At 64.9% G+C, this 22,871-nt stretch carries 22 protein-coding genes; 7 read left to right on the forward strand and 15 right to left on the reverse strand.

Translation table 11 applies throughout. The annotated features are described in order from the left end of the window. Positions 1 to 38 precede the first annotated feature (38 nt). The 5 genes from DFR43_RS01840 to DFR43_RS01860 all read right to left on the reverse strand — a co-directional run bounded on the left by DFR43_RS01840 (position 39) and on the right by DFR43_RS01860 (position 4,682). Positions 39 to 1,424 (reverse strand): DNA recombination protein RmuC, encoded by a 1,386-nt coding sequence (locus DFR43_RS01840; RefSeq protein WP_133595671.1) that lies wholly within the window; start codon positions 1,422 to 1,424, stop codon positions 39 to 41. Between the two features lie 7 nt (positions 1,425 to 1,431). Further along, entirely contained in the window at positions 1,432 to 2,448 is a 1,017-nt protein-coding gene (locus DFR43_RS01845; protein WP_133595672.1) for a 2-hydroxyacid dehydrogenase, read from the reverse strand. A 5-nt stretch (positions 2,449 to 2,453) separates the two neighbouring features. Next, entirely contained in the window at positions 2,454 to 3,182 is a 729-nt protein-coding gene (locus DFR43_RS01850; protein ID WP_133595673.1) for a nitroreductase, read from the reverse strand. Positions 3,183 to 3,252: 70 nt separating this feature from the next. Continuing rightward, positions 3,253 to 3,714, reverse strand: a complete 462-nt coding sequence (locus tag DFR43_RS01855; RefSeq protein ID WP_133595674.1) for an acyl-CoA thioesterase — start codon at positions 3,712 to 3,714, stop codon at positions 3,253 to 3,255. Next, entirely contained in the window at positions 3,711 to 4,682 is a 972-nt protein-coding gene (locus DFR43_RS01860; protein WP_211338578.1) for a histone deacetylase family protein, read from the reverse strand. Before DFR43_RS01860 ends, DFR43_RS01855 begins: the two co-directional genes overlap by 4 nt. A gap of 191 nt (positions 4,683 to 4,873) precedes the next feature. Between DFR43_RS01860 and DFR43_RS01865 the strand changes: the two genes are divergently transcribed. From DFR43_RS01865 to rpoD, 6 genes are all read left to right on the forward strand, one after another. Further along, on the forward strand, positions 4,874 to 5,413 hold the full coding sequence (locus DFR43_RS01865) for a phasin family protein (protein WP_133595675.1): 540 nt from the start codon (positions 4,874 to 4,876) through the stop codon (positions 5,411 to 5,413). Positions 5,414 to 5,596: 183 nt separating this feature from the next. Further along, complete coding sequence (locus DFR43_RS01870; RefSeq protein WP_133595676.1) at positions 5,597 to 6,649, forward strand: extracellular solute-binding protein; 1,053 nt, start codon at positions 5,597 to 5,599, stop codon at positions 6,647 to 6,649. A 101-nt stretch (positions 6,650 to 6,750) separates the two neighbouring features. After that, on the forward strand, positions 6,751 to 7,509 hold the full coding sequence (locus DFR43_RS01875) for a 3-hydroxyacyl-CoA dehydrogenase (protein ID WP_133595677.1): 759 nt from the start codon (positions 6,751 to 6,753) through the stop codon (positions 7,507 to 7,509). Positions 7,510 to 7,580: 71 nt separating this feature from the next. Further along, positions 7,581 to 9,113, forward strand: a complete 1,533-nt coding sequence (locus DFR43_RS01880; RefSeq protein WP_133595678.1) for a GGDEF domain-containing protein — start codon at positions 7,581 to 7,583, stop codon at positions 9,111 to 9,113. A gap of 52 nt (positions 9,114 to 9,165) precedes the next feature. Beyond that, complete coding sequence (gene dnaG / locus DFR43_RS01885) at positions 9,166 to 11,109, forward strand: DNA primase (RefSeq protein ID WP_211338579.1); 1,944 nt, start codon at positions 9,166 to 9,168, stop codon at positions 11,107 to 11,109. 317 nt (positions 11,110 to 11,426) lie between these two features. Next, positions 11,427 to 13,598, forward strand: a complete 2,172-nt coding sequence (gene rpoD / locus DFR43_RS01890) for an RNA polymerase sigma factor RpoD (RefSeq protein WP_425471067.1) — start codon at positions 11,427 to 11,429, stop codon at positions 13,596 to 13,598. 84 nt (positions 13,599 to 13,682) lie between these two features. Here the strand turns inward: rpoD and DFR43_RS01895 are convergent, their stop codons facing one another. Together DFR43_RS01895 and DFR43_RS13690 are read right to left on the reverse strand one after the other, a co-directional pair. Further along, positions 13,683 to 14,534, reverse strand: coding sequence for a class III extradiol dioxygenase family protein (locus DFR43_RS01895; RefSeq protein WP_133595680.1), 852 nt, complete (start codon positions 14,532 to 14,534; stop codon positions 13,683 to 13,685). A 17-nt stretch (positions 14,535 to 14,551) separates the two neighbouring features. Continuing rightward, positions 14,552 to 14,947 (reverse strand): protocatechuate 4,5-dioxygenase subunit alpha, encoded by a 396-nt coding sequence (locus DFR43_RS13690; RefSeq protein WP_281276354.1) that lies wholly within the window; start codon positions 14,945 to 14,947, stop codon positions 14,552 to 14,554. An 84-nt stretch (positions 14,948 to 15,031) separates the two neighbouring features. Here DFR43_RS13690 and DFR43_RS01905 point away from each other — a divergent pair, with 84 nt between their 5' ends. Further along, a complete protein-coding gene (locus DFR43_RS01905) occupies positions 15,032 to 15,988 on the forward strand; it encodes a LysR family transcriptional regulator (protein WP_211338580.1) in 957 nt (318 codons plus the stop codon). Here DFR43_RS01905 and DFR43_RS01910 read toward each other — a convergent pair. The 8 genes from DFR43_RS01910 to DFR43_RS01945 form a co-directional block, all read right to left on the reverse strand. Continuing rightward, positions 15,940 to 16,941, reverse strand: a complete 1,002-nt coding sequence (locus DFR43_RS01910; protein WP_133595683.1) for an aldo/keto reductase — start codon at positions 16,939 to 16,941, stop codon at positions 15,940 to 15,942. The genes DFR43_RS01905 and DFR43_RS01910 overlap by 49 nt on opposite strands. 9 nt (positions 16,942 to 16,950) lie before the next feature. After that, positions 16,951 to 17,913 carry a Gfo/Idh/MocA family oxidoreductase gene (locus DFR43_RS01915; protein ID WP_133595684.1) on the reverse strand — a complete coding sequence of 321 codons (963 nt, stop codon included), beginning with the start codon at positions 17,911 to 17,913 and terminating at the stop codon, positions 16,951 to 16,953. 82 nt (positions 17,914 to 17,995) lie between these two features. Continuing rightward, positions 17,996 to 18,865, reverse strand: coding sequence for a class III extradiol dioxygenase subunit beta (locus DFR43_RS01920; protein WP_133595685.1), 870 nt, complete (start codon positions 18,863 to 18,865; stop codon positions 17,996 to 17,998). A gap of 9 nt (positions 18,866 to 18,874) precedes the next feature. Beyond that, positions 18,875 to 19,315, reverse strand: coding sequence for a protocatechuate 4,5-dioxygenase subunit alpha (ligA, locus tag DFR43_RS01925; RefSeq protein ID WP_133595686.1), 441 nt, complete (start codon positions 19,313 to 19,315; stop codon positions 18,875 to 18,877). 11 nt (positions 19,316 to 19,326) lie between these two features. Continuing rightward, positions 19,327 to 20,262, reverse strand: a complete 936-nt coding sequence (locus tag DFR43_RS01930; RefSeq protein ID WP_133595687.1) for an amidohydrolase family protein — start codon at positions 20,260 to 20,262, stop codon at positions 19,327 to 19,329. A 14-nt stretch (positions 20,263 to 20,276) separates the two neighbouring features. After that, complete coding sequence (ligK, locus tag DFR43_RS01935; protein ID WP_133595688.1) at positions 20,277 to 20,960, reverse strand: 4-carboxy-4-hydroxy-2-oxoadipate aldolase/oxaloacetate decarboxylase; 684 nt, start codon at positions 20,958 to 20,960, stop codon at positions 20,277 to 20,279. A 23-nt stretch (positions 20,961 to 20,983) separates the two neighbouring features. Further along, positions 20,984 to 22,012: an amidohydrolase family protein gene (locus DFR43_RS01940; RefSeq protein ID WP_133595856.1), complete on the reverse strand. Its 1,029-nt coding sequence runs from the start codon at positions 22,010 to 22,012 to the stop codon at positions 20,984 to 20,986. Between the two features lie 44 nt (positions 22,013 to 22,056). Then, complete coding sequence (locus DFR43_RS01945) at positions 22,057 to 22,749, reverse strand: substrate-binding domain-containing protein (protein ID WP_211338581.1); 693 nt, start codon at positions 22,747 to 22,749, stop codon at positions 22,057 to 22,059. Between the last annotated feature and the right edge of the window lie 122 nt (positions 22,750 to 22,871).

The raw sequence follows: 22,871 nt of genomic DNA on the forward strand, positions 1-22,871 counted from the left end.
TTTTTGTCAGGTGGGCTTTCGCGGCGGGTGGAAACACGTCACGAATCTTCATAGCGATCCAGCGCCGGCAGGATGGTTCCCGCCTGCTCGGCGGGAAGCGCCTCCACGCTTTTGAGGGCGCGGCCCATGGCCCGGCTGCGGACTTCGGCGGCATCGAGCGTATTGAGCACGGTCTGGGTCTGGTTTTTCACCTTGGCCAGCACGTCGCCGAATTTGCCGAACTCCGTCTTGACGGCGCCGAGCACCTGCCACACTTCGCTGGAGCGTTTTTCCAGCGCCAAGGTGCGAAACCCCATTTGCAAGGCATTGAGCATGGCCAGCAGCGTGGTAGGCCCCGCAATCGTGACACGGTATTCGCGCTGCAGCGCCTCCACCAAACCGGCGCGGCGCAGCACCTCGGCGTAGAGCCCTTCGGTAGGCAGAAAGAGCAAGGCGAAATCGGTGGTGTGTGGCGGCTCCAGGTATTTTTCCGCAATGGATTTGGCCTCCAGCCGCACGCGGGCCTCCAGCGCCTTGGCAGCCGCCTCGGCGGCCACGGGGTCGGCCTGGCGCTGGGCTTCGAGCAGGCGCTCATAGTCCTCGTTGGGGAATTTGGCGTCGATGGGCAGCCACACGGGGGCGCCATCACCGCCTTTGCCCGGCAGACGGATGGCAAAATCCACCACGTGACGGCTGCCCGGGCGGGTGGGCACCTGGGCGGCGTACTGCTCGGGCGCGAAAACCTGCTCCAGCAACGCGGCCAACTGGGCTTCGCCAAACATGCCGCGGGTCTTCACGTTGGTGAGCAGGTGCTTGAGATCCCCCACGCCGGCGGCCAGCGCCTGCATTTCCCCGAGCCCTTTGTGGACTTGCTCCAGCCGTTGCGCCACGTGGGCAAAACTTTCGCTAAGGCGGGTCTCCAGGGTCTGGTGCAGTTTTTCGTCCACCGTGGCGCGCATTTCGTCGAGCTTGGCGGCATTGCTTTGCTGCAATTGGGCCAACTGGGACTCCAGCGTCGCGCGCACCTCGGCCATGCGGCGGTCGTTCGCCTGGCTGAGGGCCTGCAATTGCTCGGTGAGCCGGTCGCCCAGGGTGCCACGCAACTGCACGAGCTGCTGCGCAAAAGCGTCGAGCTGGGCGTTCTGGGTTCGGGCCGTTTCGGCGCCCTGCCGCAGCAAGGCCTCTTGAAACGTGGCCAGGGTCTGCGAGACTTCCTGCCGTTGCCCGCGGGCCGACTCGCTCACCTCGCGGCGCAACTCGCTTTCGAGCCGATCCAGCCGATCGGCCTGGGCCTGCATCCAGGCCCAGAGCCGCTGCCGCGCCTCCACGGCTTCGGCAGGCTCGGGCGGCACTTCCGGCTGGAGGGCCTTGCGGGCCAGCCAGAGCAAAACGGCAAGCTGGGCAATGGCCAGCAGCGCCAGCCACAGGTAGGGGGATGCGGTCATCCCCCGATTATCGGGCGACTCGCAAGCGCGGCGGCGCGTTCACGGGGGTCAAAGCCCGGCCCTGGGTCAGAAAGGCGATGAGATTGTCGGCCGCCAGATGGGCCATGGCCAGCCGGGTGGCCCGGGTCGCGCTGGCGATGTGAGGCGTCAGCACCACATTGGGCACGGTCAGCAAATCCGGGTGAACCCGTGGCTCTCCCTCGAACACATCGAGCCCGGCCGCTGCGATGCGGCGCTCACGCAGGGCATGCGCCAGTGCCGCGTCGTCCACGATGCCGCCGCGGGCGATGTTGACCAAGGTGGCGGTCGGCTTCATGAGCGCCAGCTCGGCCGCGCCGATGAGGTGGTGGTTCTCTGGCGTGTAGGGCAGCACCAGCACCAGGTGATCGGCCTGCCGCAACAGCGCCTCCTTGCTCACATACGTGGCCCGGCATTGCGCCTCGATGGCCGGATCCAGCCGGGAGCGGTTGTGATAAATCACCCGCATGCCGAAACCGTGCGCCCCGCGCAGAGCGATGCCCTGCCCGATGCGGCCCATGCCCAGGATGCCCAGCGTGCTGCCGTGCACGTCCTGCCCGGCGAACAGATCGTAGGCCCAGCGGTCCCAGCGGCCGGCACGCAAGAAATGCTCGCTCTCGGTGACGCGGCGCGCGGCGGCCAGCAACAGGGCGAAACCGAAATCGGCCGTGGTTTCGGTGAGCACATCGGGGGTGTTGGTGCCCACGACGCCCGCTTCTGTCATGGCCGCGACGTCGAAATTGTTGAACCCCACCGCCATGTTGGCCACGATGCGCAGTTGCGGACATGCCTGCAGCAGGGCCGCATCGATGCGCTGGCTGCCCGTGGTCAGCACGCCGGCCTTGCCTTGCAAGCGCGCGATCAGTTCCTGCGCCGACCAGTCCTCATCGTGCTCGTTGTCGCTGACCTCGAAATGCTGGCGCAATTTGTCCAGCACCTCGGGAAAGATGGCCCGCGCCACGAGCACCGCGGGCCTGGGCGCCGGCGTATCGGGCACAGCGCGCATGCCGTTCACTCCAGCCAGGTGGTGAACTCGGCCACCGGCACGCGCGGGGTTCGGAAGGTGTTGACCTTGTCGGCCGTGTCGGCATAGCCCAAGGCCATGCCGCAAACGAGCATCTCATGCTCGCCGGCGCCGATGTGCGGCAGGATGATGCGGGCATAGCCGTTCCAGGCCGCCTGCGGGCAGGTGTCCAGCCCGTGGGCGCGCGCGGCCACCATCAGGTTTTGCAAAAACATGCCCGTGTCCACCAGCGAGCCGCCGCCCATGACCTTGTCGATCGTGACCATCAGGCCCACGGGCGCGTCAAAGAAACGGAAGTTGCGCTGGTGCTGGGCGTGCATTTTGTCCTTGTCGCCTTTTCCGATGCCCAGCAGGCCATACAGCCCCCAGCCGTTTTCCCGCCGCCGATCGATGTAAGGGCTGACCCACTGCTTGGGATAGTAGTCGTAGGCCTCCTGATACTCGGCAGCCAGCGCCGGGTTGTCGCGAATGGCATCGTGGGCGGCGCACACCTTCTCACACAGGGCATCGCGGCTGCGCCCTTGCAGCACATAGACCTTCCACGGCTGGGTGTTGGTGCCTGACGGGGCGCGGCTGGCCACTTCGAGGAGGTGGGTCAGCACCTCCCGGGGCACGGGCGTGGGCAAAAAGGCGCGAACCGACATCCGGCCAGTGATGGCGGCATCCACGCTGGCGGGATCGTGCACCGGCGGGCGGGCCGTGGGATTTTGGGTCATGAAGTCTCCTCGGTTGACGGTTGTGACGTTGACGTTAACGTCAATTATGACCCCCCGCGCCGATTCGCGCTCAGCACAGCGCCGCCAAGGCCTCGCGCAACGCCGGCGGCAGGGGCACAGGGCGGCGTGTTTGGCGGTCCACGTACACGTGGACAAAGTGCCCGGCCGCCGCCGTCAGCTCGCCCGAGGCGCTGAACAGCCCCACCTCATAGCGCACGCTGGACCGCCCCAGATGGCCAACCCGCAGCCCGGCATGGATGGTGTCAGGGAAAGCCAGCGATTCGAAATAGTTGCACTGCGTCTCGATCACCAGGCCAATGACCGCACCGTGATGGATGTCGAGCGCGCCCTGCTCGATCAGGTAGCCATTGACGGCGGTGTCGAACCAACTGTAATAGACGACGTTGTTGACATGGCCGTAGATGTCGTTGTCCATCCACCGGGTACCGATCGTGCGAAAGACGCGAAACGCGTGACGTGGCTGCGGCCTGGGCCGCTCGACGGCAGATGCGGGCTGCGAAGGCGTGCTCATGGCAGGCCATTGTGCCACTGCGCAGCGGGCAAGGCAGCCTGCCAGCGCTGCCAATGCGACACCGCCAGACGCCAGGTGTTGAACTGCACGCGCAAGGTGGACTCGATGTCGTGCCCATAGCCGCCGGCCATCGTCATGGCCATGGGAATGCGGCGCTGCCAGACCCATTCGAACACCCGCCGATCGCGCGCCTCCATCCCGTCATCCGTCAGCTTCAGGCGCCCCAGGCGGTCGCCTTCATGGGGGTCAGCCCCGGCCAGATAGATCACCAACCCCGGCTCGAAGCGGCGCTCCAGTTCATGCAGCGCCCATTCCAGCGCCTCGATGTAGGTGGCATCGTCGCAGCCATCGGGCAGATCCACGTCCAGGTCGCCCGGCTCTTTGCGGAAGGGGAAGTTTTTGGCACCGTGCAGCGACAGGGTGAATACCGAGGGATCGTCGCGAAAGATGCTGGCGGTGCCGTTGCCTTGATGCACGTCCAGATCAATCACCGCCACCCGCAGCGGGCGCTGCCGCCGCGCCGCCCCGTGCCGCTGCCACTCGGCCTGCATGAGCCTGGCGGCCACGGCCGTGTCGTTGAACACGCAAAAGCCGCCGCCCTTGTGGGCATACGCATGATGGGTGCCACCGGCCAAATTGGCCGCGATCCCCTCACCCGCCATGGCCGCCCGGCACGCCTGCACCGTGGCCCCCACCGAGCGCCGGGCGCGTTCGGCCATCGCCGGACTCCAGGGAAAGCCAATCTCACGCTGCTCTGCCGGCGTCAACCCCCCTTCGGCCACGGCCTGGATGTAGCGTGGGGTATGCGCCAACGCCAGTTCGCCGTCGCTGGCCGGCAGGGCCTGTTGCAGACGCACCTGGGGCAAGCCCGCTGCCAGGCGCTCCCGCAAAGCCGCGTATTTCGCCATCGGGAAGCGGTGCCCCGGCGGCAGCGGCAGAACGAATTGATCGGCGTAGAAGGCAAGCACACCGCCATTGTGGCCCGTCGATCAAACCCTTGCGACGGACCCCCCAATCTTTTTTGCTGCACCGCAACAAAAAGGCTTGCAAAAACCCGAGGAATCCCTATAATTGAATTCATGTTGCAGCGCAGCAAATCCATCCCAGTCACGGATCGCCGCCTTCAACATGCCGACGAACATACTCAGGAGAGCAGGACATGCTGACCGCTGAACAACTGGTTGCCGCGCAAAAGGCCAATATCGAAACCCTCTTCGGGCTGACGCAAAAGGCTTTCGAAGGCGTGGAAAAGCTGATGGAGCTCAACCTCCAGGCTACCAAAGCCGCCCTGGCCGAATCGGCCAATAACGCCCAAGCCGTGCTCAGTGCCAAAGACGCCCAGGAACTCATCGCCCTGCAGGCTTCGCTGATGCAGCCCCTGGCCGAAAAAGCCGCCGCCTACAGCCGCCAGCTCTACGAAATCGCATCCGGTACCCAGGCCGAATTCACCAAAGTGGCCGAGGCCCAAAGCCAAGAGGCCCAGCAGAAGTTCATGGCCGTGGTGGATAACGTGGCCAAGAACGCCCCGGCCGGCTCTGAGACTGCCGTGGCCGTGATGAAGAGTGCCGTGGCGGCCGCCACCAACGCGATGGAAACCGTGCAGAAGGCCGTCAAACAGGCCAGCGAAGTGGCGGAAGCCAACTTCCACGCCATGGCCAACCAAGCCGCTGCCCCCAAATCTTCTGGCCGCCGCCGTTGAAATCTGGCGGCCAACCCCGATTTACAGGTTGTCTCCTCGGGTCTCTTCGAACCACGTTTCAGAGACCTTTCAAGGGCTTCGCGTCGCGAAGCCCTTTTTTTCTCCAGCAAGGCAAATAGGAATCGTTTTTGTTTGTGTTAGTATGGCGTCTGTCACCGTTTTGTTCCTTCACGAAGACGCACCATGAACCTTCGCCACACCCTTCGCCTTGCCCTTGGCTCCCTGGCGCTGGCCGCCGTCGCGGTTTCGGCCTCCGCGCAAGACAAAGTGCTCAACCTGTATTCCGCCCGGCACTACCAGACGGACGAGGTGATGTATGAAGCCTTCACCCGCACCACGGGCATCCGCATCAACCGCGTCGAGGCCGACGATGCCGGCATCATCGCCCGCTTGCGCGCCGAAGGCGCTGCCTCCCCGGCCGACGTGGTGCTGCTCGTCGATGCGGCGCGCATAGCCGCCGCCGACAGCCAGGGGCTGTTTCGTCCTATCCAATCTGCCAAGCTGGATGCCGCCATCCCCGCCAACCTGCGGGCCGACCCCACCCCCGAAGGCGTGACCTGGACCGGCTTTTCCACCCGCGCCCGCGTGATCGTGTACGACCCGCTGCGCGTCAAGCCCGAAGACGTGGCCACTTACGAGCAACTGGCCGACCCCAAGCTCAAAGGGCTGGTCTGCACGCGCTCCGGCTCGCATCCGTACAACCTGTCGCTCTTTGCCACCGTGGTCGAGCGGCTGGGTGACGAAAAAGGCCAAGCCTGGCTCAAGGGCATCGTGGACAACATGGCCCGCGCGCCCAAGGGCGGCGACACCGATCAGATTCGCGCCGTGGCCTCCGGCGAATGCGGCGTGGCGCTGACCAACAGCTACTACGTGGCTCGCCTGATCAAGTCCAATCGCCCGGAAGACCGTGCCGTCATGGAAAAAGTGCGCGTGGTCTTCCCTAACCAAGCCACCACCGGCACCCATGTGAATATCGCAGGCGCTGCGGTGGCCCGGCACGCCAAGAACGTGGACTCGGCCATCCAGTTCATGGAATTTCTCGCCAGCCCGTTTGCGCAAGAGTATTTCGCCAACGGCAACAATGAATTCCCAGCCGCCAAGGGCGTGAAGATCGACAACCCAGCTCTGCGCTCCATCGGAGGCGACGATTTCAAGTCGGAAAACATTCCCCTGGGCGTGGTGGCCAAGAACCTGACGAAGATCCAGCAGATGCTGGACCGCGTCGGCTACAAGTGACCGCCTGACAGCCCACCTTTCCACCCTGTCGAACCCGCTCGCGCGGGTTTCTTTTTGCGTCATAATTGACGTTTACGTAAACGTCAAACAGGAGCACGGCAATGGAGATCGCAGGCAAGGTTTTCGTGGTCACGGGCGGGGCATCCGGCCTGGGCGAGGGAACGGCACGCATGCTGGCCGCAGCGGGCGGCCGGGTGGTCGTGGCCGACATGCAGGCCGACAAAGGCCAGGCCGTGGCCAAGGACATCGGCGGCGTTTTCGTGGCTTGCGACGTCACCCGCGAAGCCGATGGCCAGCAAGTCATCGACCAGGCCACCGCCATGGGCAAGCTCATGGGCTTGATCAACTGCGCCGGCATCGCCCCGGCCGAAAAGACCGTGGGCAAGAACGGGCCGCATGACCTCGGTCTTTACACGAAGACCATCATGGTCAATCTGGTCGGCACCTTCAACATGATCCGCCTGGCCGCCACCGCCATGAGCCGCAACGAGCCCGAGCCGACCGGCGAGCGCGGCGTGTTGATCTCCACCGCGTCCGTGGCGGCTTTCGACGGCCAGATTGGTCAAGCGGCCTACGCGGCCTCCAAAGGCGGCATCGTCGGCATGACCTTGCCCATCGCCCGCGATCTGGCCCGCAGCGGCATCCGCAACATGACGATCGCACCGGGCATCTTCGGCACCCCCATGTTGTTTGGCATGCCCCAGGAAGTTCAGGACGCGCTGGCCGCCAGCGTGCCCTTCCCTTCGCGTCTGGGGCGCCCGGAGGACTATGCCAAGCTGGTTCGGCACATCATCGAGAACGACATGCTCAATGGCGAGGTGATCCGGCTCGATGGCGCCATTCGCATGGCCCCGCGCTGATGGCTTCAAGGGCTGCCGTGCAGCCCATTGACCGGTGTAAGATGATAAGGTTCACACCTACGATCTAGGGCATGCCGGCATCCACCCCCCAGGAGATTGCAAGAGAAGCGGTCAAGCGGTTGGCCGCACGCAAGCTGCCTCCCACGCCAGAAAACTTCCAGGCCACTTACCATGAAGTGGCCGGCACCAAGCCGCTTCGGCCCTTCCCGTTGGAGAACCTGCGCCACATCGGCGCCATGCTGCCCGACCGCACCCCGGCGCAGATACGCTTCAAGGCCCAGTTTGGCAAGGCGGTGACCCAGCACAGCTGGGAGGATCTGGAAAAAGCCCTGGTCAATCACCTGAAAAACCACTCCACACCGGAAACGCCAGCCCCCGTGCCAACGGCGGTGCCGGTGGTGGAGGAGCACAGCCTGCCGGCAGATCTGCGCGAACAGGTGGCCCGCATCGTCAACTTTTCGCTGCCCGCGGTGGGCAATGACGACACCAAAGTCGTCGAGCTGGCCGAAGAGCTCGTGGCTTACCTCAAGCTCGACAGCTTGCATCTGCCCACGCTGCGCAAGATGATGGCGGATTTCGCGTTCCGCCTGTCGTTCGTGGCCGAAGAGCAGCAGCACATCCGGGAGACCCTGCTCGGCCTGCTGCACACCGTGTTCGAAAACATTGGCGCCATCACCCCTGAAAACCCCTGGCTGCAGGGCCAGATGGAAGCGCTCATGCAAGCCACGCAGCCGCCCCTGTCCACGCGGCGGCTGGAAGACGTGGAGCGCCGCCTCAAAGGGCTGATCGTCAAGCAGATCGAAGCCAAAGAGCAAACGCTGGCCGCCCAGCAGGTGATGAAAGAGACGCTGAGCACCTTTCTGCAGCGCCTCTCTCAGACCGCCGACAGCAGCGAACACTATCAGCAGCAGTTCGAAGCCTGTGCACAGCGGCTGGAACATGCCCGCAGCCTCGCCGAAATGGCGCCGGTGGTCCAGGAAGCCATCCAATCGGCACGCAGCCTGGCACTGGACAGCCGCCGCACCGGCGAGGAACTCTCCAGCCTGCGCCAGCGGGCCGAAGAAGCCGAGCAGGAGGCGCAACGGCTGCGCGACGAGCTCGACCGCATGAGTGAAATGGCCCGCCACGACCTGTTGACCGGCACGCTCAACCGCAAAGGCATGGCCGAGGTGGCTGCGCGAGAAATGTCACGCGCCGACCGTGGCGCCAGCCAACCCTGTCTGGCCCTGCTCGATATCGATGACTTCAAGCGCCTGAATGACCGACTGGGCCACCTCAAGGGTGACAACGCCTTGCAACATCTGGCCCGGGTAGCCAAAACATCGCTGCGCCCACAAGACGCCGTGGCCCGCTTCGGGGGAGAAGAGTTCGTCATCATCCTGCCCGACACCTCCATCACCGAGGCGGTCGAAGTCATCACCCGGTTGCAGCGCGAGCTCTCCAAGCAGTTGTTTCTGGAGGGAGACGAGCACATCCTCATCACCTTCAGCGCCGGGGTGGTGCAACGCCGGGATGGCGAGTCCATCGAAAGCATGCTGAACCGGGCCGACCAGGCCATGTACGCGGCCAAACGGCAAGGCAAAAACCGGGTGGTGGCGGCCTGAACCGGCCGCCCCTTGCGCCATTCCCCCGGCGATGCATCGGTGAAAATACCGCGTGGCCATCCCTCCGAGCTTCATTCAGGAACTGCTGTCCCGCGTCGATATCGTCGAGGTGGTGGGGCGCTATGTGCCCTTGCGCAAAGGAGGGGTCAACCTCATGGGGCTGTGCCCCTTCCATGGTGAGAAAACCCCATCCTTCAGCGTCAGCCCTGGCAAGCAGTTTTTTCATTGTTTCGGTTGCGGCAAGCATGGAGACGCGATCGGCTTTCTGATGGAGCACACCGGGGTGAGCTTCATCGAGGCCGTCAAAGACCTGGCCCAACAAGTGGGCCTGGCCGTGCCCGAAGAAGACGTGCCGCCCCAAGAGCGTGCCCGCGCGGCCGCCCAACGCCGCCACCAAGCCACCCTGACCGAAGTGCTGCGCAAGGCCGAAGACGCCTTCAAGGCCCAGTTGCGCACCGCCCCGCGCGCCATCGAATACCTGAAAGGGCGTGGCGTCAGTGGCGCGGTGGCCAAAACCTTTGGCCTGGGCTACGCCCCGCCTGGCTGGCGGTTCCTGTCCACGGTGTTTCCCGATTACCAAGACGCCTTGCTCGTGGATGCCGGACTGGTCATCACCGCCGAGGAGACGGCTGGGGCGGACGGCGCCCCCGCCCAGGAAGCGCGGCGCTACGACCGCTTCCGGGACCGGATCATGTTCCCGATTCGCAACGTCAAAGGCGAAACGATCGGCTTTGGCGGACGGGTGCTCGATCAAGGCGAGCCCAAATACCTGAACTCCCCGGAGACGGCCGTCTTCAGCAAAGGGCATGAGCTCTACGGCTTGTTCGAAGCCCGAACCGCCATCCGGCAGGCCGGCTATGTGCTGGTCACGGAAGGCTACATGGACGTGGTGGCCCTGGCACAGCTCGGCTTTCCCCAGGCCGTGGCCACCCTCGGCACCGCCTGCACGCCGGACCACGTGCGCCTGCTGTTTCGGTTCAGCGACCAGGTTGTCTTCAGCTTCGATGGCGATGCCGCAGGCCGCCGCGCCGCCCGCAAAGCCCTCGAAGCCACCCTGCCCTGGATCAGCGACACCCGCAGCGCCAAGTTCCTCTTTTTGCCGCCGGAGCACGACCCAGACAGCTTTATTCGTGCCCACGGCCCGCAAGCGTTCGCCCAGGCCATCCAAGACGCCCACCCCTTGAGCCGATTTCTCATGGAAGTGGCCAGCAGCGACTGCGAGCTCGACACCGCTGAAGGGCGGGCCCGCATGGCCAGCCAGGCGCGGCCGCTGTGGGGTGCCATGCCCGACGGCGCGCTCAAGCGCCAGCTGCTGCAAGAAATCGCCGACCAGGTGGGGCTGGACCCGCGTGAGCTGGCGCAACTCTGGCAAGGGCGGGCCAGCGGCACCACACGGCGCGCCGGTCTGCGCGGCGAACGCGCCACACCCGCAGCCACCACCCCGTCCGCGCCTACCAGCCCCGCGCCCATGGGCCCAGGCCGACCGATACCTGCGCCACGGTCGCCCCGTCGCCGATCCGTGCAACGCGGGCTGCTGGGGCGGGCCGACCGGGTGGCGCGGATCGTGCTCAGCCACCCGCAAGCCTGGGACTGGCTGACGGCCGATGACCATCAACTGCTCGCCCAAGAGCCCGAGCCCCACGGCCCGCTGTTCGCCTGGCTGGAAAGCCAATGGCTCGAACATGGCCCACAGCCCTGGGCGGCGCTGAGCGTGGCCTTGCGCGGACAGCCGTTTGAAGACCTGGCCTTGGCCCTGCACGCCAGCGGCATCGCCCTGGAAGCCCCGCCTGCCCATGGCGAAGCGCCGCCCCAAGCCCCCACCGAAGGCGACCTGCGACGTGAATTGCGCGAACTGCTGCGCCGCATGCGGATCGAGCACCTCAAAGCGCTCGAAACCGCGTGGATCGCCCGGGCCGCCTCCGACCCCGAAGCCCTGGCACGCTACCGGGAGACGCAGGCACTGCGCAAGGCGCTGGAAGCCGAAGCAGGAACCTAAAACCATCGGTATAATCCAAAAGTTTGCGCAAGTGCGACAGCAGCACCTCCGGGCAGGCCAAAGGCTCACGAACGAGTGATGGGGTCAGACTCCCCCGGCCAAGGCAGCACGCCTTCAACCCGCAAGGGCTGCAATCCAAATGATCGCCCCCACAGCTTGCGCGACGCGCCGCGGCATGCCGGCGCGCCTGCGTCCCGTGTTCACGGGGCCGAGTGTTTTGTGTCGTCTGAATCCATCGTCGGGGCAGCCCCCGGCAGAAAGTGTTGTTCGTGAGCACCAAGAAAACGTCCGCCAAGTCCAAGACCACGGAGCAGGAACTGCCTGAACAGGAGGCCGTGGCCGAGGCGCCTGCCAAGAAGAAGACCACTCGCACGGCCAAAGCCACTGGCGAGAGCAAGCCCGCCAAAGCCGCGGCCAGCAAGCCGGCGGCCAAGCGTGGCCGCAAGCCCAAGGCCGCCAAGGCCAGCGAGGACGACGACATCGACCTGAGCGATCTGGACGAGGACCTGGGCGAAGACCCGGACGTGATCGAGGCCGAGGCCGCCGAAGCCGAGCCGACTGAAAAGGCCAAACCCCTGCGCATGAAGATCAGCAAGGCCAAGGAACGGGCCTTGATGAAGGAGTTTGGCCTGGATGACACGGTGCTGACCGAGGAAGAAGCCAAGGCCCGGCGCGAACACCTCAAAGCCCTCATCAAACTGGGCAAAACCCGCGGCTACCTGACCCACGGCGAAATCAACGACCACCTGCCCGACAAACTGGTGGAGCAGGAAACGCTGGAAGTGGTGGTCTCGCTGCTCAACGACATGGGCGTGGCCGTCTATGAACAGACGCCCGACGCCGAAACGCTGCTGTTGAGCAACACCGGCCCCACCGCCGCCACCGAAGAAGAAGCCGAAGAAGAAGCCGAGGCCGCCCTGTCCACGGTGGACAGCGAATTCGGCCGCACCACGGACCCGGTGCGCATGTACATGCGCGAAATGGGCACGGTGGAGCTGCTGACCCGCGAAGGCGAGATCGAGATCGCCAAGCGCATCGAAAGCGGCCTGCACGACATGATGGCGGCCATCTCGGAAAGCCCGGCCACCATCAACGAAATCCTGACGATGGCCGAAGAAATCCGCAACGGCACCACCGTCATCTCCACCGTGGTGGACGGTTTTGCCGATGCCGACGAGGCCGACGACTATGTGGCCGAAGAAGACTTCGACGATTACGACGAGGCCGACGACGACGATGGCAAGGGCGGCTCCAAGGCATTGACCCGCAAGATGGAAGAGCTCAAGCGCGAAGCGCTGGAACGTTTCGACGCCATCCGCGACCTGTTCGAGAAGCTGCACAAGGTCTACGACAAGGAAGGCTACGGCTCGGCCAACTACCTCAAGACCCAGCAAGCCCTCACCGAGAAGCTGATGACCATCCGCTTCACGGCCAAGGCCATCGAGAAGCTGTGCGACACCGTGCGCCAGCAGGTCGAGACGGTGCGCAAGAAAGAACGCGAGCTGCGCAAGATCATCGTCGAGAAGTGCGGCATGCCCCAGGAGAAATTCGCCGCCGAGTTCCCGCCCAACTTGCTCAATCTGGAATGGGTGGAAAAACAGGCCGCCGCTGGCAAGCCCTGGAGCGCCGTCATGGGGCGCAACATTCCGCCCATCCAGGAATTGCAGCAGCAGCTCATCGACTTGCAGGCCAGCGTGGTCGTCCCGCTGGAACAGCTCAAGGACATCCACAAGCGGATGAACGAGGGCGAAAAAATGTCGCGCGACGCGAAAAAAGAGATGATCGAGGCCAACCTGCGCCTGGTCATCTCCATCGCCAAGAAGTACACCAACCGCGGCCTGCAGTTCCTCGACCTGATCCAGGAAGGCAACATCGGCCTCATGAAGGCGGTGGACAAGTTCGAATACCGCCGCGGCTACAAGTTCTCGACCTACGCCACCTGGTGGATCCGCCAGGCCATCACCCGCTCCATCGCGGATCAGGCCCGCACCATCCGCATCCCGGTGCACATGATCGAGACCATCAACAAGATGAACCGCATCAGCCGCCAGCACCTGCAGGAGTTCGGCTACGAGCCCGATGCCTCCATCTTGGCCGAAAAGATGGACATGCCAGAGGACAAGATCCGCAAGATCATGAAAATCGCCAAAGAGCCGATCTCGATGGAAACGCCCATCGGCGACGACGACGACAGCCACCTGGGCGATTTCATCGAGGACACGGCCAACACGGCGCCGATCGATGCCGCCATGCAGGCCGGTCTGCGCGAAGTGGTCAAGGAAGTGCTCGACACGCTCACCCCGCGCGAAGCCAAAGTGCTGCGCATGCGCTTCGGCATCGAAATGTCCACCGACCACACCCTGGAGGAAGTGGGCAAGCAGTTCGACGTGACGCGCGAGCGCATCCGCCAGATCGAGAGCAAGGCGGTGCGCAAGCTCAAGCACCCCAGCCGCTCAGACAAGCTGCGCAGCTTCATCGATTCGCTGTAAGCCACCGACATCGCGCATCCAGCCCAACGGGAGCCACAGGCTCCCGTTTTTTGTGGTTCACCGTGGTTCCAGCCGGAGCCGGCATCAAGCCAGCACCTCCAGCGCCAACACCCCCGTGGCGGTGTTGGAGATGGGGATGTGGTAGTGGCTATGCACCTTGCGCACTCCAGCACCGGCCGTGGTGAGTGCTGCGCGCATGGCCAGCCACATCAGCAGTTCGACCCCCTGGGTACCGGCGCGATCCACCAGTTCCGTGTCGCTGAACTGGGTGGCCCATTCCGGGTTGGAGACCATGCTCTCCATGAACTGCTGGTCAAACGCTTTGTTGATGAAACCGGCTCGCTCACCTTCGAGCTGATGGCTCAGGCCGCCTGAGGCCAACACCGCCACGCGCTGCTCGCTGCGCCACGACTGGATGGCCGCACCCACAGTCTTGCCCAGTTTGTACACACGCTTGGCCGTGGGCAGCGGAAACTGCACGGTGTTGATGTCGATGGGCACGATCTGCACCGGGGCCACGGCGTCGTTCGGCCAAAACAACTTGAGCGGCAACGTGCAGGCATGGTCCACCAGCATTTCCTGGCAAGTGACGATGTCAAACTCCTGCGCCATCAGGTGTCGGATGATGTGCCATGAGAGGTCCGGGCAGCCTGCCACAGGGGGCGAGGTGGGGATGCCCCAGCCTTCGTCGGCGTTGGCGTACTCGGCCGCTGCGCCCACGGCGAAGGTGGGCATTTTGTCGAGGAAGAAGTTGAGGCCGTGGTCGTTGTAGAAAACCACGAGCACGTCGGGCTTGACCCGGGCCAGCCAGTCGTGGATGGGCGGGAAGCCGTCAAAGAAAGGCTTCCAGTAGGGGTCGCTCTGCAGGCCTTTGGCGATGGCGCCGCCAATGGCCGGGATGTGGGAGGTGGCCAGACCACCGATGAGACGTGCCATGCTTGCACTCCTGACACTCAATGCGAGACGGGGGTGGAATGTGAGGCCGCAGGCCAGTCGGGCTGCTGATTGGCCGCCTGCAGCCGGGCCATGAAGGCCTCTTTGGTGGTGCCGGTCTGTTGGGCGCCGATGTCCTGCATGTTGAGCCCGAAAATGCCCGCGAACTTGGCCAGGTAATAGGCGTTGCCGCCCGCTTCGAGCAGGGCCAGCACCTGCCTGGACCGGACCGCGGCAGCCTGCTGGGCCGTCAGACGGTACTTCCGCATATAGGCCTCAGGGTCGGCCAGAAAAGCCTGGCGATTGGCCGCTTCGTTGAAGGAAAAGCACATTTTGTTGAGCGCATAGCCCTTGCGGGCCATCTCGCCGTCGAACAGCGCCGTGCCAGGTATGGCTGAACGGTTTGGAGCGTTCACAGGGCCTCCTTGGTTGATGATGGTTGGGGCCACAGTGTCCCGCGCCTGTTGCAAAAAATAAACCGATGAATCATCATCAAACCCATGAAAAATTTCGATTGGTCTGACTTGGACGCGCACCTGCTCAGGCTGCTGGTGACCGTGGTGGAGACTGGCTCCGTGACCGGCGCCGCGCAGCGACTGGGGGTGACACAGTCGGCCGTGAGCCATCTGTTGGACAAGCTGCGGGCCATCGTGGGCGATCCGCTGTTCGTCAAGAGCGGGCGCGGCATCGTGGCCACGGCGCGGGCTGAGGCCCTGGCGCCGCAAGCCCGGGAGCTGCTGGCCGCCCTGGAACGCTTCGCTCGCGCCGAAGCGTTTGACCCGGCGCGCTGGCACGCCACCCTCACCATTGCCGCCAATGATTTGCAGCGCGATGTGCTACTGCCACCTCTGTTGGCCCGTCTGCGGCAGCAGGCCCCGGGGGTGGACTTGCGGGTGATTCCATCAGGCATTCCAAGCCTGGATATGCTGCGGCAAGACCATTGCCAGATCGCCATCAGCCCTCGTCCGCCCGAAGGGGCGGACATTTTGCAGAAAAGGCTGTTTCAAGACGCATACCGTGTTTTCTACGACCCCGAGGCGCGCCATGCCCCCAAGACGCTGGCCGACTACCTGCAAGCCGAGCATGTCACGGTGGTGTATGAGTCGCAACGCCTGCTGGACGTGGACCAGTGGATGATCGCCCGAGGGGTGCGACGGCGCTTTCGGGTGATGGTGCCGGGCTTTGCCGGCGTGCCGGCGTTTCTGCGCGGCAGCGACCTGTTGGCCACCGCCCCCTCCATGCTGCGCGTGCACCTGCTGCGCGGGCTGGCACATATACCCGTCCCGGCGCCCTGCCCGCCTCTGCCCATGTACCTCATCTGGCACCGCAAGCATCAGGCCGATCCGGCGCACCGCTGGCTGCGCGGGGAATTGGAGGCCGTGGCCGCCGGCTGCGCGGATTCAGCCTGTCAGGCGGACTCTTCGGTATCGACCTCGCGGCGGGCTTGTTCGTTGTAGCGGTTGCCACTGACCAGCCGATCATTCATCACCGCATCGAGCCGCTCCAGCACCTCGGGCGACAACGACAGGTCGGCCGCGGCGATGTTGTCGCGCAAATGCTCGACGTGAGTGGTACCCGGTATCGGCAGGATGTCCGGCCCCTGGTGCAGCAGCCAGGCCAACGCCAGCTGCGCGGGCGAGCAGCCCACCTCCTGCGCCACCGCCAGATAGGCGGGCAGCAAGCCGGCGTTGTGGGGGTAATGCGCGGGCGTGAAACGCGGCATGGTGCGGCGGATGTCCTTGGCATCGAAGGCGTCGATATCGAGCGGCCCACACAGAAACCCGCGCCCCAGGGGGCTGAACGCCACGAAGCTCACGCCCAGTTCGCGGCACGCCTGCAAGACGGCAATCTCGGGGTTGCGCGTCCATAGCGAGTATTCGGTTTGCAGCGCGGCAATCGGATGCACCGCATGGGCTCGCCGCAGCGTGGCGGCCGACACCTCGGACAAGCCAATCGCACGGATCTTGCCGTCGCGCACCAGGTCGGCCAGGGCGCCGACACTGTCTTCGATCGGCACCGACTTGTCCCAACGGTGCAGGTAGTACAGATCGATGACGTCGGTACGCAGGCGCCGCAGCGCCTCCTCACAAGTGGCCTTGAGGGTGGCGGGCCGGCCATCGATGACGCGCACCTTCACGCCCTGCTCATTGGGCACCCCCGTCATGCCACACTTGCTGGCCAGGGTGAACCGCTGGCGCAGCGGCGCCAGAAAGCGGCCAATCAGCGTCTCACTGACGCCAAAACCGTACAGCGCGGCCGTGTCGAAATGGGTGATGCCCAAATCCAGCGCGGCGTGCAGCAGGCGCTCGGCCTCGGCCTCTGGCACCGGCTGCCCGTAGGCATGACACAGATTCATGCAGCCCAGGCCAATGGCGCTGACCTGGAAGGGACCGAGTGAGCGTTGTTGCATGGGTGTGCTTCAAGCCTGCAATTGCTGCTCCAACTGGTGCAGCACTTGGTAGCACGGCAGCACCTGGGCCACGCTGGCATTGGGCTCGCGCCCCTCGCGGATGGCGGCGAAGAACTCACGGTCTTGCAGCTCGATGCCGTTCATCGACACATCCACCCCCGACACGTCGATCGGCGTCTCCGGCCCCTTGCTGTGCGACTGCACCAGGTCGTCGTAGCGGGCGATGTAGGTGCCGGTGTCGCCGATGTAGCGGAAGAAGGTGCCCAGCGGCCCGTCGTTGTTGAAGCTCAGCGACAGCGTGCAGATGGCGCCGTTGGCGGCCTTGAGCTGGATGCTCATGTCCATCGCGATCTTGAGCTCGGGGTGGATCGGCCCCTGGATGGCGTTGGCCTGCACGATGGGGCTTCGCGTCTGGTAGGCGAACAGGTCCACCGTATGGGCGGCGTGGTGCCACAGCAGGTGGTCGGTCCAGCTGCGCGGCTGCCCCAGCGCGTTCATGTTGGTGCGCCGGAAGAAATAGGTCTGCACATCCATTTGCTGGATGTGGTACTGCCCGGCCAGGATGCGCTGGCGCACCCACTGATGGCTGGGATTGAAGCGGCGGGTATGGCCGCACATCGCCACCAGCCCGGTCTGCTTCTGCAGCGCCACGACTTCCTCGCCCTCCTTGAGCACGTCGCACAGTGGGATCTCCACCTGCACGTGCTTGCCCGCCTCCAGGCAAGCCTTGGCCTGCGCGGCATGCAGCTGCGTGGGCGTGCACAGGATGACGGCATCGACCTCCTGGATCTTCAGGCTCTCGGCCAGATCGGTGGTGACGTGCGGGATGCCGTACTGGTCGGCCACTTCCTGGGTTTTGTCCAGTTCGCGGCTGATGAGCGACACCACTTGCACGTCCGGAATGTTTTGGATGCCGTCCAGGTGCTTGATGCCAAAGGCACCGGCGCCGGCAAGCGCGACTTTGATCGTCATGTCATTGCTCCTGTTGGGCCGCCACCCCCTGCCTGGCGCGGTAGGCGCTTGGTGGGGAGCGGACGGCGAAATCACGGTGGGTTCACGGGTTTTCGAGGATCAGGTGCCCGACGGCCGTGTTGGACGCGGGCACATGGTAGAAGCGGTGCGCCACCTTCGGCGGCTTGCCGGAGCCGGCCACGTCGCTCATCGCGCCGCGGGCGATCAGCCACATCACCAGCTCGATGCCTTCGCTGCCGGCTTCGCGCACGTACTCGATGTGCGGCTTTTGCGCCAGGCCGGCCGGATCGGCGATGAGCTGATCCAGGAAAGCATTGTCCCATGCCTGGTTGATCAGCCCCGCCCGCGGCCCCTGCAGCTGGTGGCTCATGCCGCCGGTGCCCCAGATCTGCACGTTCAGCGGCTCGTCGTACGACTCGATGGCCCGGCGGATGGCCTGCCCCAGTTGGAAGCAGCGCCGCCCCGACGGCACCGGATACTGCACGACGTTGACCGCGAAGGGAATCACCGCGCAAGGCCACTCGAAATGGTCCTGCGGCGGCGTGCCGCACACCAGCGACAGCGGCACGGTCAGACCGTGGTCCACGTCCATCTTGTTGACGATGGTCAGGTCGAAATCCTCCTGGATCACCGACTGCGCGATGTGCGAGGCCAGCTCCGGATGCCCCTTGACCACCGGCACCGGGCGCGGCCCCCAGCCCTCGTCGGCCGGCTGGTATTCGGCCGCGGTGCCGATGGCGAAGGTGGGAATCAGCTCCAGGCTGAAGGCGGTGGCGTGGTCGTTGTAGACGAGAAAGATGACGTCCGGCTGGTGCTGACGGAACCACTCCTTGGAAAACTCGTAGCCCTTGAACAGCGGCGCCCAGTAGGGCTCGGCGGTCTTGCCCAGGTCGATGGCCGCGCCGATGGCCGGCACGTGCGAGGTATAGACGGATGCGGTGATCTTGGCCATGGGTGTTCCTTAAATGAGCTTGCCGGTGCCGTGGCCCTGTGGCTGGTTCTGCGGCTGGGCCGAGCCGTTTTCGCCCAGATAGCGGTTGCCCTCGATCGAGCGCCCGCCCTTGAGCATCATGTCGCGGTATTCCTCTTCGGTCATGCCGGTCATCGAGCCAGCCATCTGCTGGAAGCTCTTGCCCAGCGTGGCGCCCAGCTTGGCCAGGAAATAGATGTTGCCGCCTAGCTGGATGCAGCGGTTCAGGTCCGCCTCCAGCACGGCCTGTTTCTGCGCCTCGCTCATCGGCCACTCGTCCAGATAGCGGCGCGGATCGGCCTTGAAGCGTTCGCGGTTGTCGGCCTTCATCAGCGACATGCAGAACTGGTTCAGCCAGTAGCCCTTGCGCGACTGCTCGGCATCGAAGATGACCGTTCCGGGAATGTCTTTGTAGGGTTTGTCCAGTGCCATGCAAGGCTCCTTCACTTCACTTCTTCGGGCCAATACAGCCGCATGGGGTTGTCCACCAGCAGTTTTCGCTGCAGCTCGGCCGTGGGGGCGATATGGGGAATGAAGTCCACCAGCAGCCCGTCATCGGGCATGTGGTCCTTCAGGTTCGGGTGCGGCCAGTCGGTGCCCCAGAGCACGCGGTCGGGGAAAGTCTCGACGATGCGCCGCGCAAAAGGCACCACGTCGCGGTAGGCGGCCTGCTCGCCGTGCAGCGCCGGCGGGCCGCTGTAGGACAGCCGCTCCGGGCAGCTGACCTTGCTCCAGACGTTCTCGTGCTCGCGCATGAACCGCACGAACAGCTCGAACTCGGGGCCGTCCAGCGGCTTGCGCACATCGGGGCGGCCCATGTGATCGACGACCACGGTGGTCGGCAAGGCGGTGAAGAAGTCCCACAGTTCGGGCAGATCCTGGGCCTCGAAATAGATCACCACGTGCCAGCCCAGTTGGGCGATGCGGCCGGCGATCTCCATCAGCTCGTCCTTCGGGGTGAAATCCACCAGCCGCTTGACGAAATTGAAGCGCACCCCGCGCACGCCAGCGGCGTGCAGGGACTGCAACTCCTCATCGGTGACGCTGCGGCGCACGGTAGCCACCCCGCGGGCCTTGCCGCCGGAAGCCAGGCAGGCATCGACCAGCGCGCGGTTGTCGGCGCCATGGCAAGTGGCCTGCACGATCACATTGCGCGCAAAGCCCAGGTGGTCGCGCAGGGCGAAGAGCTGTTCCTTGCTGGCGTCACAGGGCGTGTACTTGCGCTCCGGCGCGTAGGGAAACTGCGCGCCCGGCCCGAAGACATGGCAGTGCGCATCGACCGCCCCGGCCGGCAACTGGAAACGGGGCTTGCTGGGGCCGTCGTACCAATCCAGCCAGCCCGGGGTTTTGGTGAAATCACCCGTTGTGGGTTTGCTCATGGAAGGCGCTCCGGTCAATCGATGTAGCGCAGCCCTTTGGCCGCCAGGGCGTCGCGCATGCGGTACATGTCCAGCCCCAGCACGCCGCTGGCCAGTTGCTGCCGCTTGGTCGCCTCGTTGGCCTCACGGGCACGCGCGGCGGCCAGGGTCTGCGCGGCCAAGGCCTTGGGCACGCAAACCACCCCATCGTCATCGGCCACGATGACGTCGCCCGGGTGGATGAGCTGCCCCGCGCACACCACGGGGATGTTGACCGAGCCCAGCGTCTCTTTGATGCAGCCTTTGCTGGATATGCACTTGCTCCAGACGGGAAAGCCCATCTCGTTGAGCGTTCGCACATCGCGCACGCCGGCATCGATGACCAGCGCGCGCGCGCCGCGGGCCTTGAAGCTGGTGGCAAGCAAATCGCCGAAATAGCCATCGGTGCAATCGGCGGTGATCGCCGCCACCACGATGTCGCCAGGCTGGATCTGCTCCGCCACCACATGCATCATCCAGTTGTCGCCGGGATGCAGCAATACGGTCACGGCTGTGCCGCTGACCTGCACCCCGCTCTGGATGGGACGCATGTAGGGTTTGAGCAGGCCGACACGGCCCATGGCCTCATGGACGGTGGCCGAGCCCAAGGCGGCCAATGCGTCGGCGGCCTCACGATCGGCCCGGGTGATGTGGCGATAAACCACGCCAAGTTCGTACATGATGGTTCCTCCTGGTCGCTGCGTCACAGACCTTTGGCTTTGAGGGCGGCGTCCAGCCGCGGGAAAACGCGCCGGGCATTGCCCTCGAACACTTTGAAGCGCTGCTCCTCGGTCAGGTGCGGCGTGGCCAGGATGTAGCGCTTGGTGTCGTCGTAGTGGTGGCCGGTTTCGGGGTCGATGCCGCGCACGGCGCCAATCATCTCGCTGGCAAACAGGATGTTGTCCACGGGGATGACCTGGGTCAGCAAATCGATGCCGGGCTGGTGATAGACGCAGGTGTCGAAAAACACGTTGTTGAGCAGATGGTCTTTGAGCAGCGGCTTTTTCATCTCTTGCGCCAGCCCGCGGAAGCGGCCCCAGTGATACGGGACGGCGCCGCCACCGTGCGGAATGAGGAACTTCAGGGTCGGAAAATCCTTGAAGAGATCCCCCTGAATCAGCTGCATGAAGGCGGTGGTGTCGGCATTCAGGTAATGCGCGCCCGTGGTGTGGAAGCAGGCATTGCAACTGGTGGAGACGTGAATCATGGCCGGGATGTCGTACTCCACCATGACTTCGTAAATCGGATACCACCAACGGTCGGTCAAGGGGGGCTCTTTCCAGTGGCCTCCCGAGGGGTCCGGGTTGAGGTTGATGCCGACGAAACCGTACTGCTCGACACACTTGCGCAGCTCTGGGATGCAGGTGCGGGGATCGACGCCGGGCGACTGCGGCAACATGGCCGCGCCGATGAAATGATCGGGGAAGAGCTGGCTGACGCGGTGGCACAGCTCGTTGCAGATGGCCGCCCATGCCGCGGAGGTGTTGAAGTCCCCAATGTGGTGGGCCATGAAGCTGGCCCGGGGGCTGAAGATGGTCAGATCACTGCCGCGCTCGCGCATCTTGGCCAACTGGTTGGTCTCGATGGACTCGCGGATCTCGTCGTCACTGATGCGCAGCGCCTTGGGATCGGCGCACAGGCTTGGGTCTTTCAAGGCAGCGATTTGCAAATCTCGCCACGCCCCCAGGGCCGCCGGAGCCGTGGTGTAGTGGCCATGAACGTCGATGATCAGGGGTTTGCGCATGGTTGTCCTCGGAACGAATCAAATCGGATGGGTCAGGCGGGCTCCATGCCCTGGCGGCGCTTGGCGGCAGCGGCGTCAGGGCCGGCCATGAAGGCCAGGCATTGACGCACGGCTTCGGGTTGCAGGCTCGATGCGGCCACCCCACCCGCAAACACGGTCTCGATGGCCACCTCGGGCGGCAAGTCTCCCAGCAGGGTGATGCCGGGGACATGCAGCATCTCGCTGCGCTGCTGAAAACCCAGCTCCACCTCGCCGGTGGCCACGAGCGAGGCCACGGCCACGCCCGGCGGCGGGGTGACGATGCGTGGGCGGATGGCATCCATGATGCCCCAGCGCTCGAACAATGCCGCCAGCGCCACCCCGCTGGGTCCGGTGGAATAGCCAATGGAACGGGCCGCGCACACCGCCTGCCGCAAGGCGGCCTCGGTGGAAACGTCGGGCAGCACGGCCCCTTGGCGCACAGCCACGGCCACGGCAGAGCGCATCAAATCGACCCGGCTGCCCGCCAGCACATGCCCTGAAGCCATCAAGCGCTCCAACGCATCGGCCGCCAGAAACACGGCATCGAACCGTTCGCCGGCCTGCACACGGCGGGCCGCATCCACCCCACCAACCGATTCGACCGCCACTTCCACCCCCGTGCGCTCCCGGTAGGCTTGCGCCAGCTCGGCCAACACTTGGCGGGTGGCCATGGAGGAGATGGCAGTCAGTCGGGTGGGTGTCATGAACCGTGTGCGGCAACAGGCTGGCAGATGCATCGATTGTGGCCAACGCCCTGTGCCGCCACAAGCCCGAGCGGCATCTATCAGCTATAAAAATTTGGCATTTCTCAAGCGTGGCTATTTAC

The organism is Tepidicella xavieri (genome assembly GCF_004363315.1).
In the GTDB taxonomy this organism is placed as follows: domain Bacteria; phylum Pseudomonadota; class Gammaproteobacteria; order Burkholderiales; family Burkholderiaceae_C; genus Tepidicella; species Tepidicella xavieri.

Excerpts from the sequence above, each read along its gene's own strand:
- DFR43_RS01840 (WP_133595671.1), bottom strand. The coding sequence starts at position 1,424 with ATGACCGCATCCCCCTACCTGTGGCTGGCGCTGCTGGCCATTGCCCAG.
- DFR43_RS01845 (WP_133595672.1), bottom strand. The coding sequence starts at position 2,448 with ATGCGCGCTGTGCCCGATACGCCGGCGCCCAGGCCCGCGGTGCTCGTG.
- DFR43_RS01850 (WP_133595673.1), bottom strand. The coding sequence starts at position 3,182 with ATGACCCAAAATCCCACGGCCCGCCCGCCGGTGCACGATCCCGCCAGC.
- DFR43_RS01855 (WP_133595674.1), bottom strand. The coding sequence starts at position 3,714 with ATGAGCACGCCTTCGCAGCCCGCATCTGCCGTCGAGCGGCCCAGGCCG.
- DFR43_RS01865 (WP_133595675.1), top strand. The coding sequence starts at position 4,874 with ATGCTGACCGCTGAACAACTGGTTGCCGCGCAAAAGGCCAATATCGAA.
- DFR43_RS01870 (WP_133595676.1), top strand. The coding sequence starts at position 5,597 with ATGAACCTTCGCCACACCCTTCGCCTTGCCCTTGGCTCCCTGGCGCTG.
- DFR43_RS01875 (WP_133595677.1), top strand. The coding sequence starts at position 6,751 with ATGGAGATCGCAGGCAAGGTTTTCGTGGTCACGGGCGGGGCATCCGGC.
- DFR43_RS01880 (WP_133595678.1), top strand. The coding sequence starts at position 7,581 with ATGCCGGCATCCACCCCCCAGGAGATTGCAAGAGAAGCGGTCAAGCGG.
- DFR43_RS01895 (WP_133595680.1), bottom strand. The coding sequence starts at position 14,534 with ATGGCACGTCTCATCGGTGGTCTGGCCACCTCCCACATCCCGGCCATT.
- DFR43_RS01905 (WP_211338580.1), top strand. The coding sequence starts at position 15,032 with ATGAAAAATTTCGATTGGTCTGACTTGGACGCGCACCTGCTCAGGCTG.
- DFR43_RS01910 (WP_133595683.1), bottom strand. The coding sequence starts at position 16,941 with ATGCAACAACGCTCACTCGGTCCCTTCCAGGTCAGCGCCATTGGCCTG.
- DFR43_RS01915 (WP_133595684.1), bottom strand. The coding sequence starts at position 17,913 with ATGACGATCAAAGTCGCGCTTGCCGGCGCCGGTGCCTTTGGCATCAAG.
- DFR43_RS01920 (WP_133595685.1), bottom strand. The coding sequence starts at position 18,865 with ATGGCCAAGATCACCGCATCCGTCTATACCTCGCACGTGCCGGCCATC.
- ligA (WP_133595686.1), bottom strand. The coding sequence starts at position 19,315 with ATGGCACTGGACAAACCCTACAAAGACATTCCCGGAACGGTCATCTTC.
- DFR43_RS01930 (WP_133595687.1), bottom strand. The coding sequence starts at position 20,262 with ATGAGCAAACCCACAACGGGTGATTTCACCAAAACCCCGGGCTGGCTG.
- ligK (WP_133595688.1), bottom strand. The coding sequence starts at position 20,960 with ATGTACGAACTTGGCGTGGTTTATCGCCACATCACCCGGGCCGATCGT.
- DFR43_RS01945 (WP_211338581.1), bottom strand. The coding sequence starts at position 22,749 with ATGACACCCACCCGACTGACTGCCATCTCCTCCATGGCCACCCGCCAA.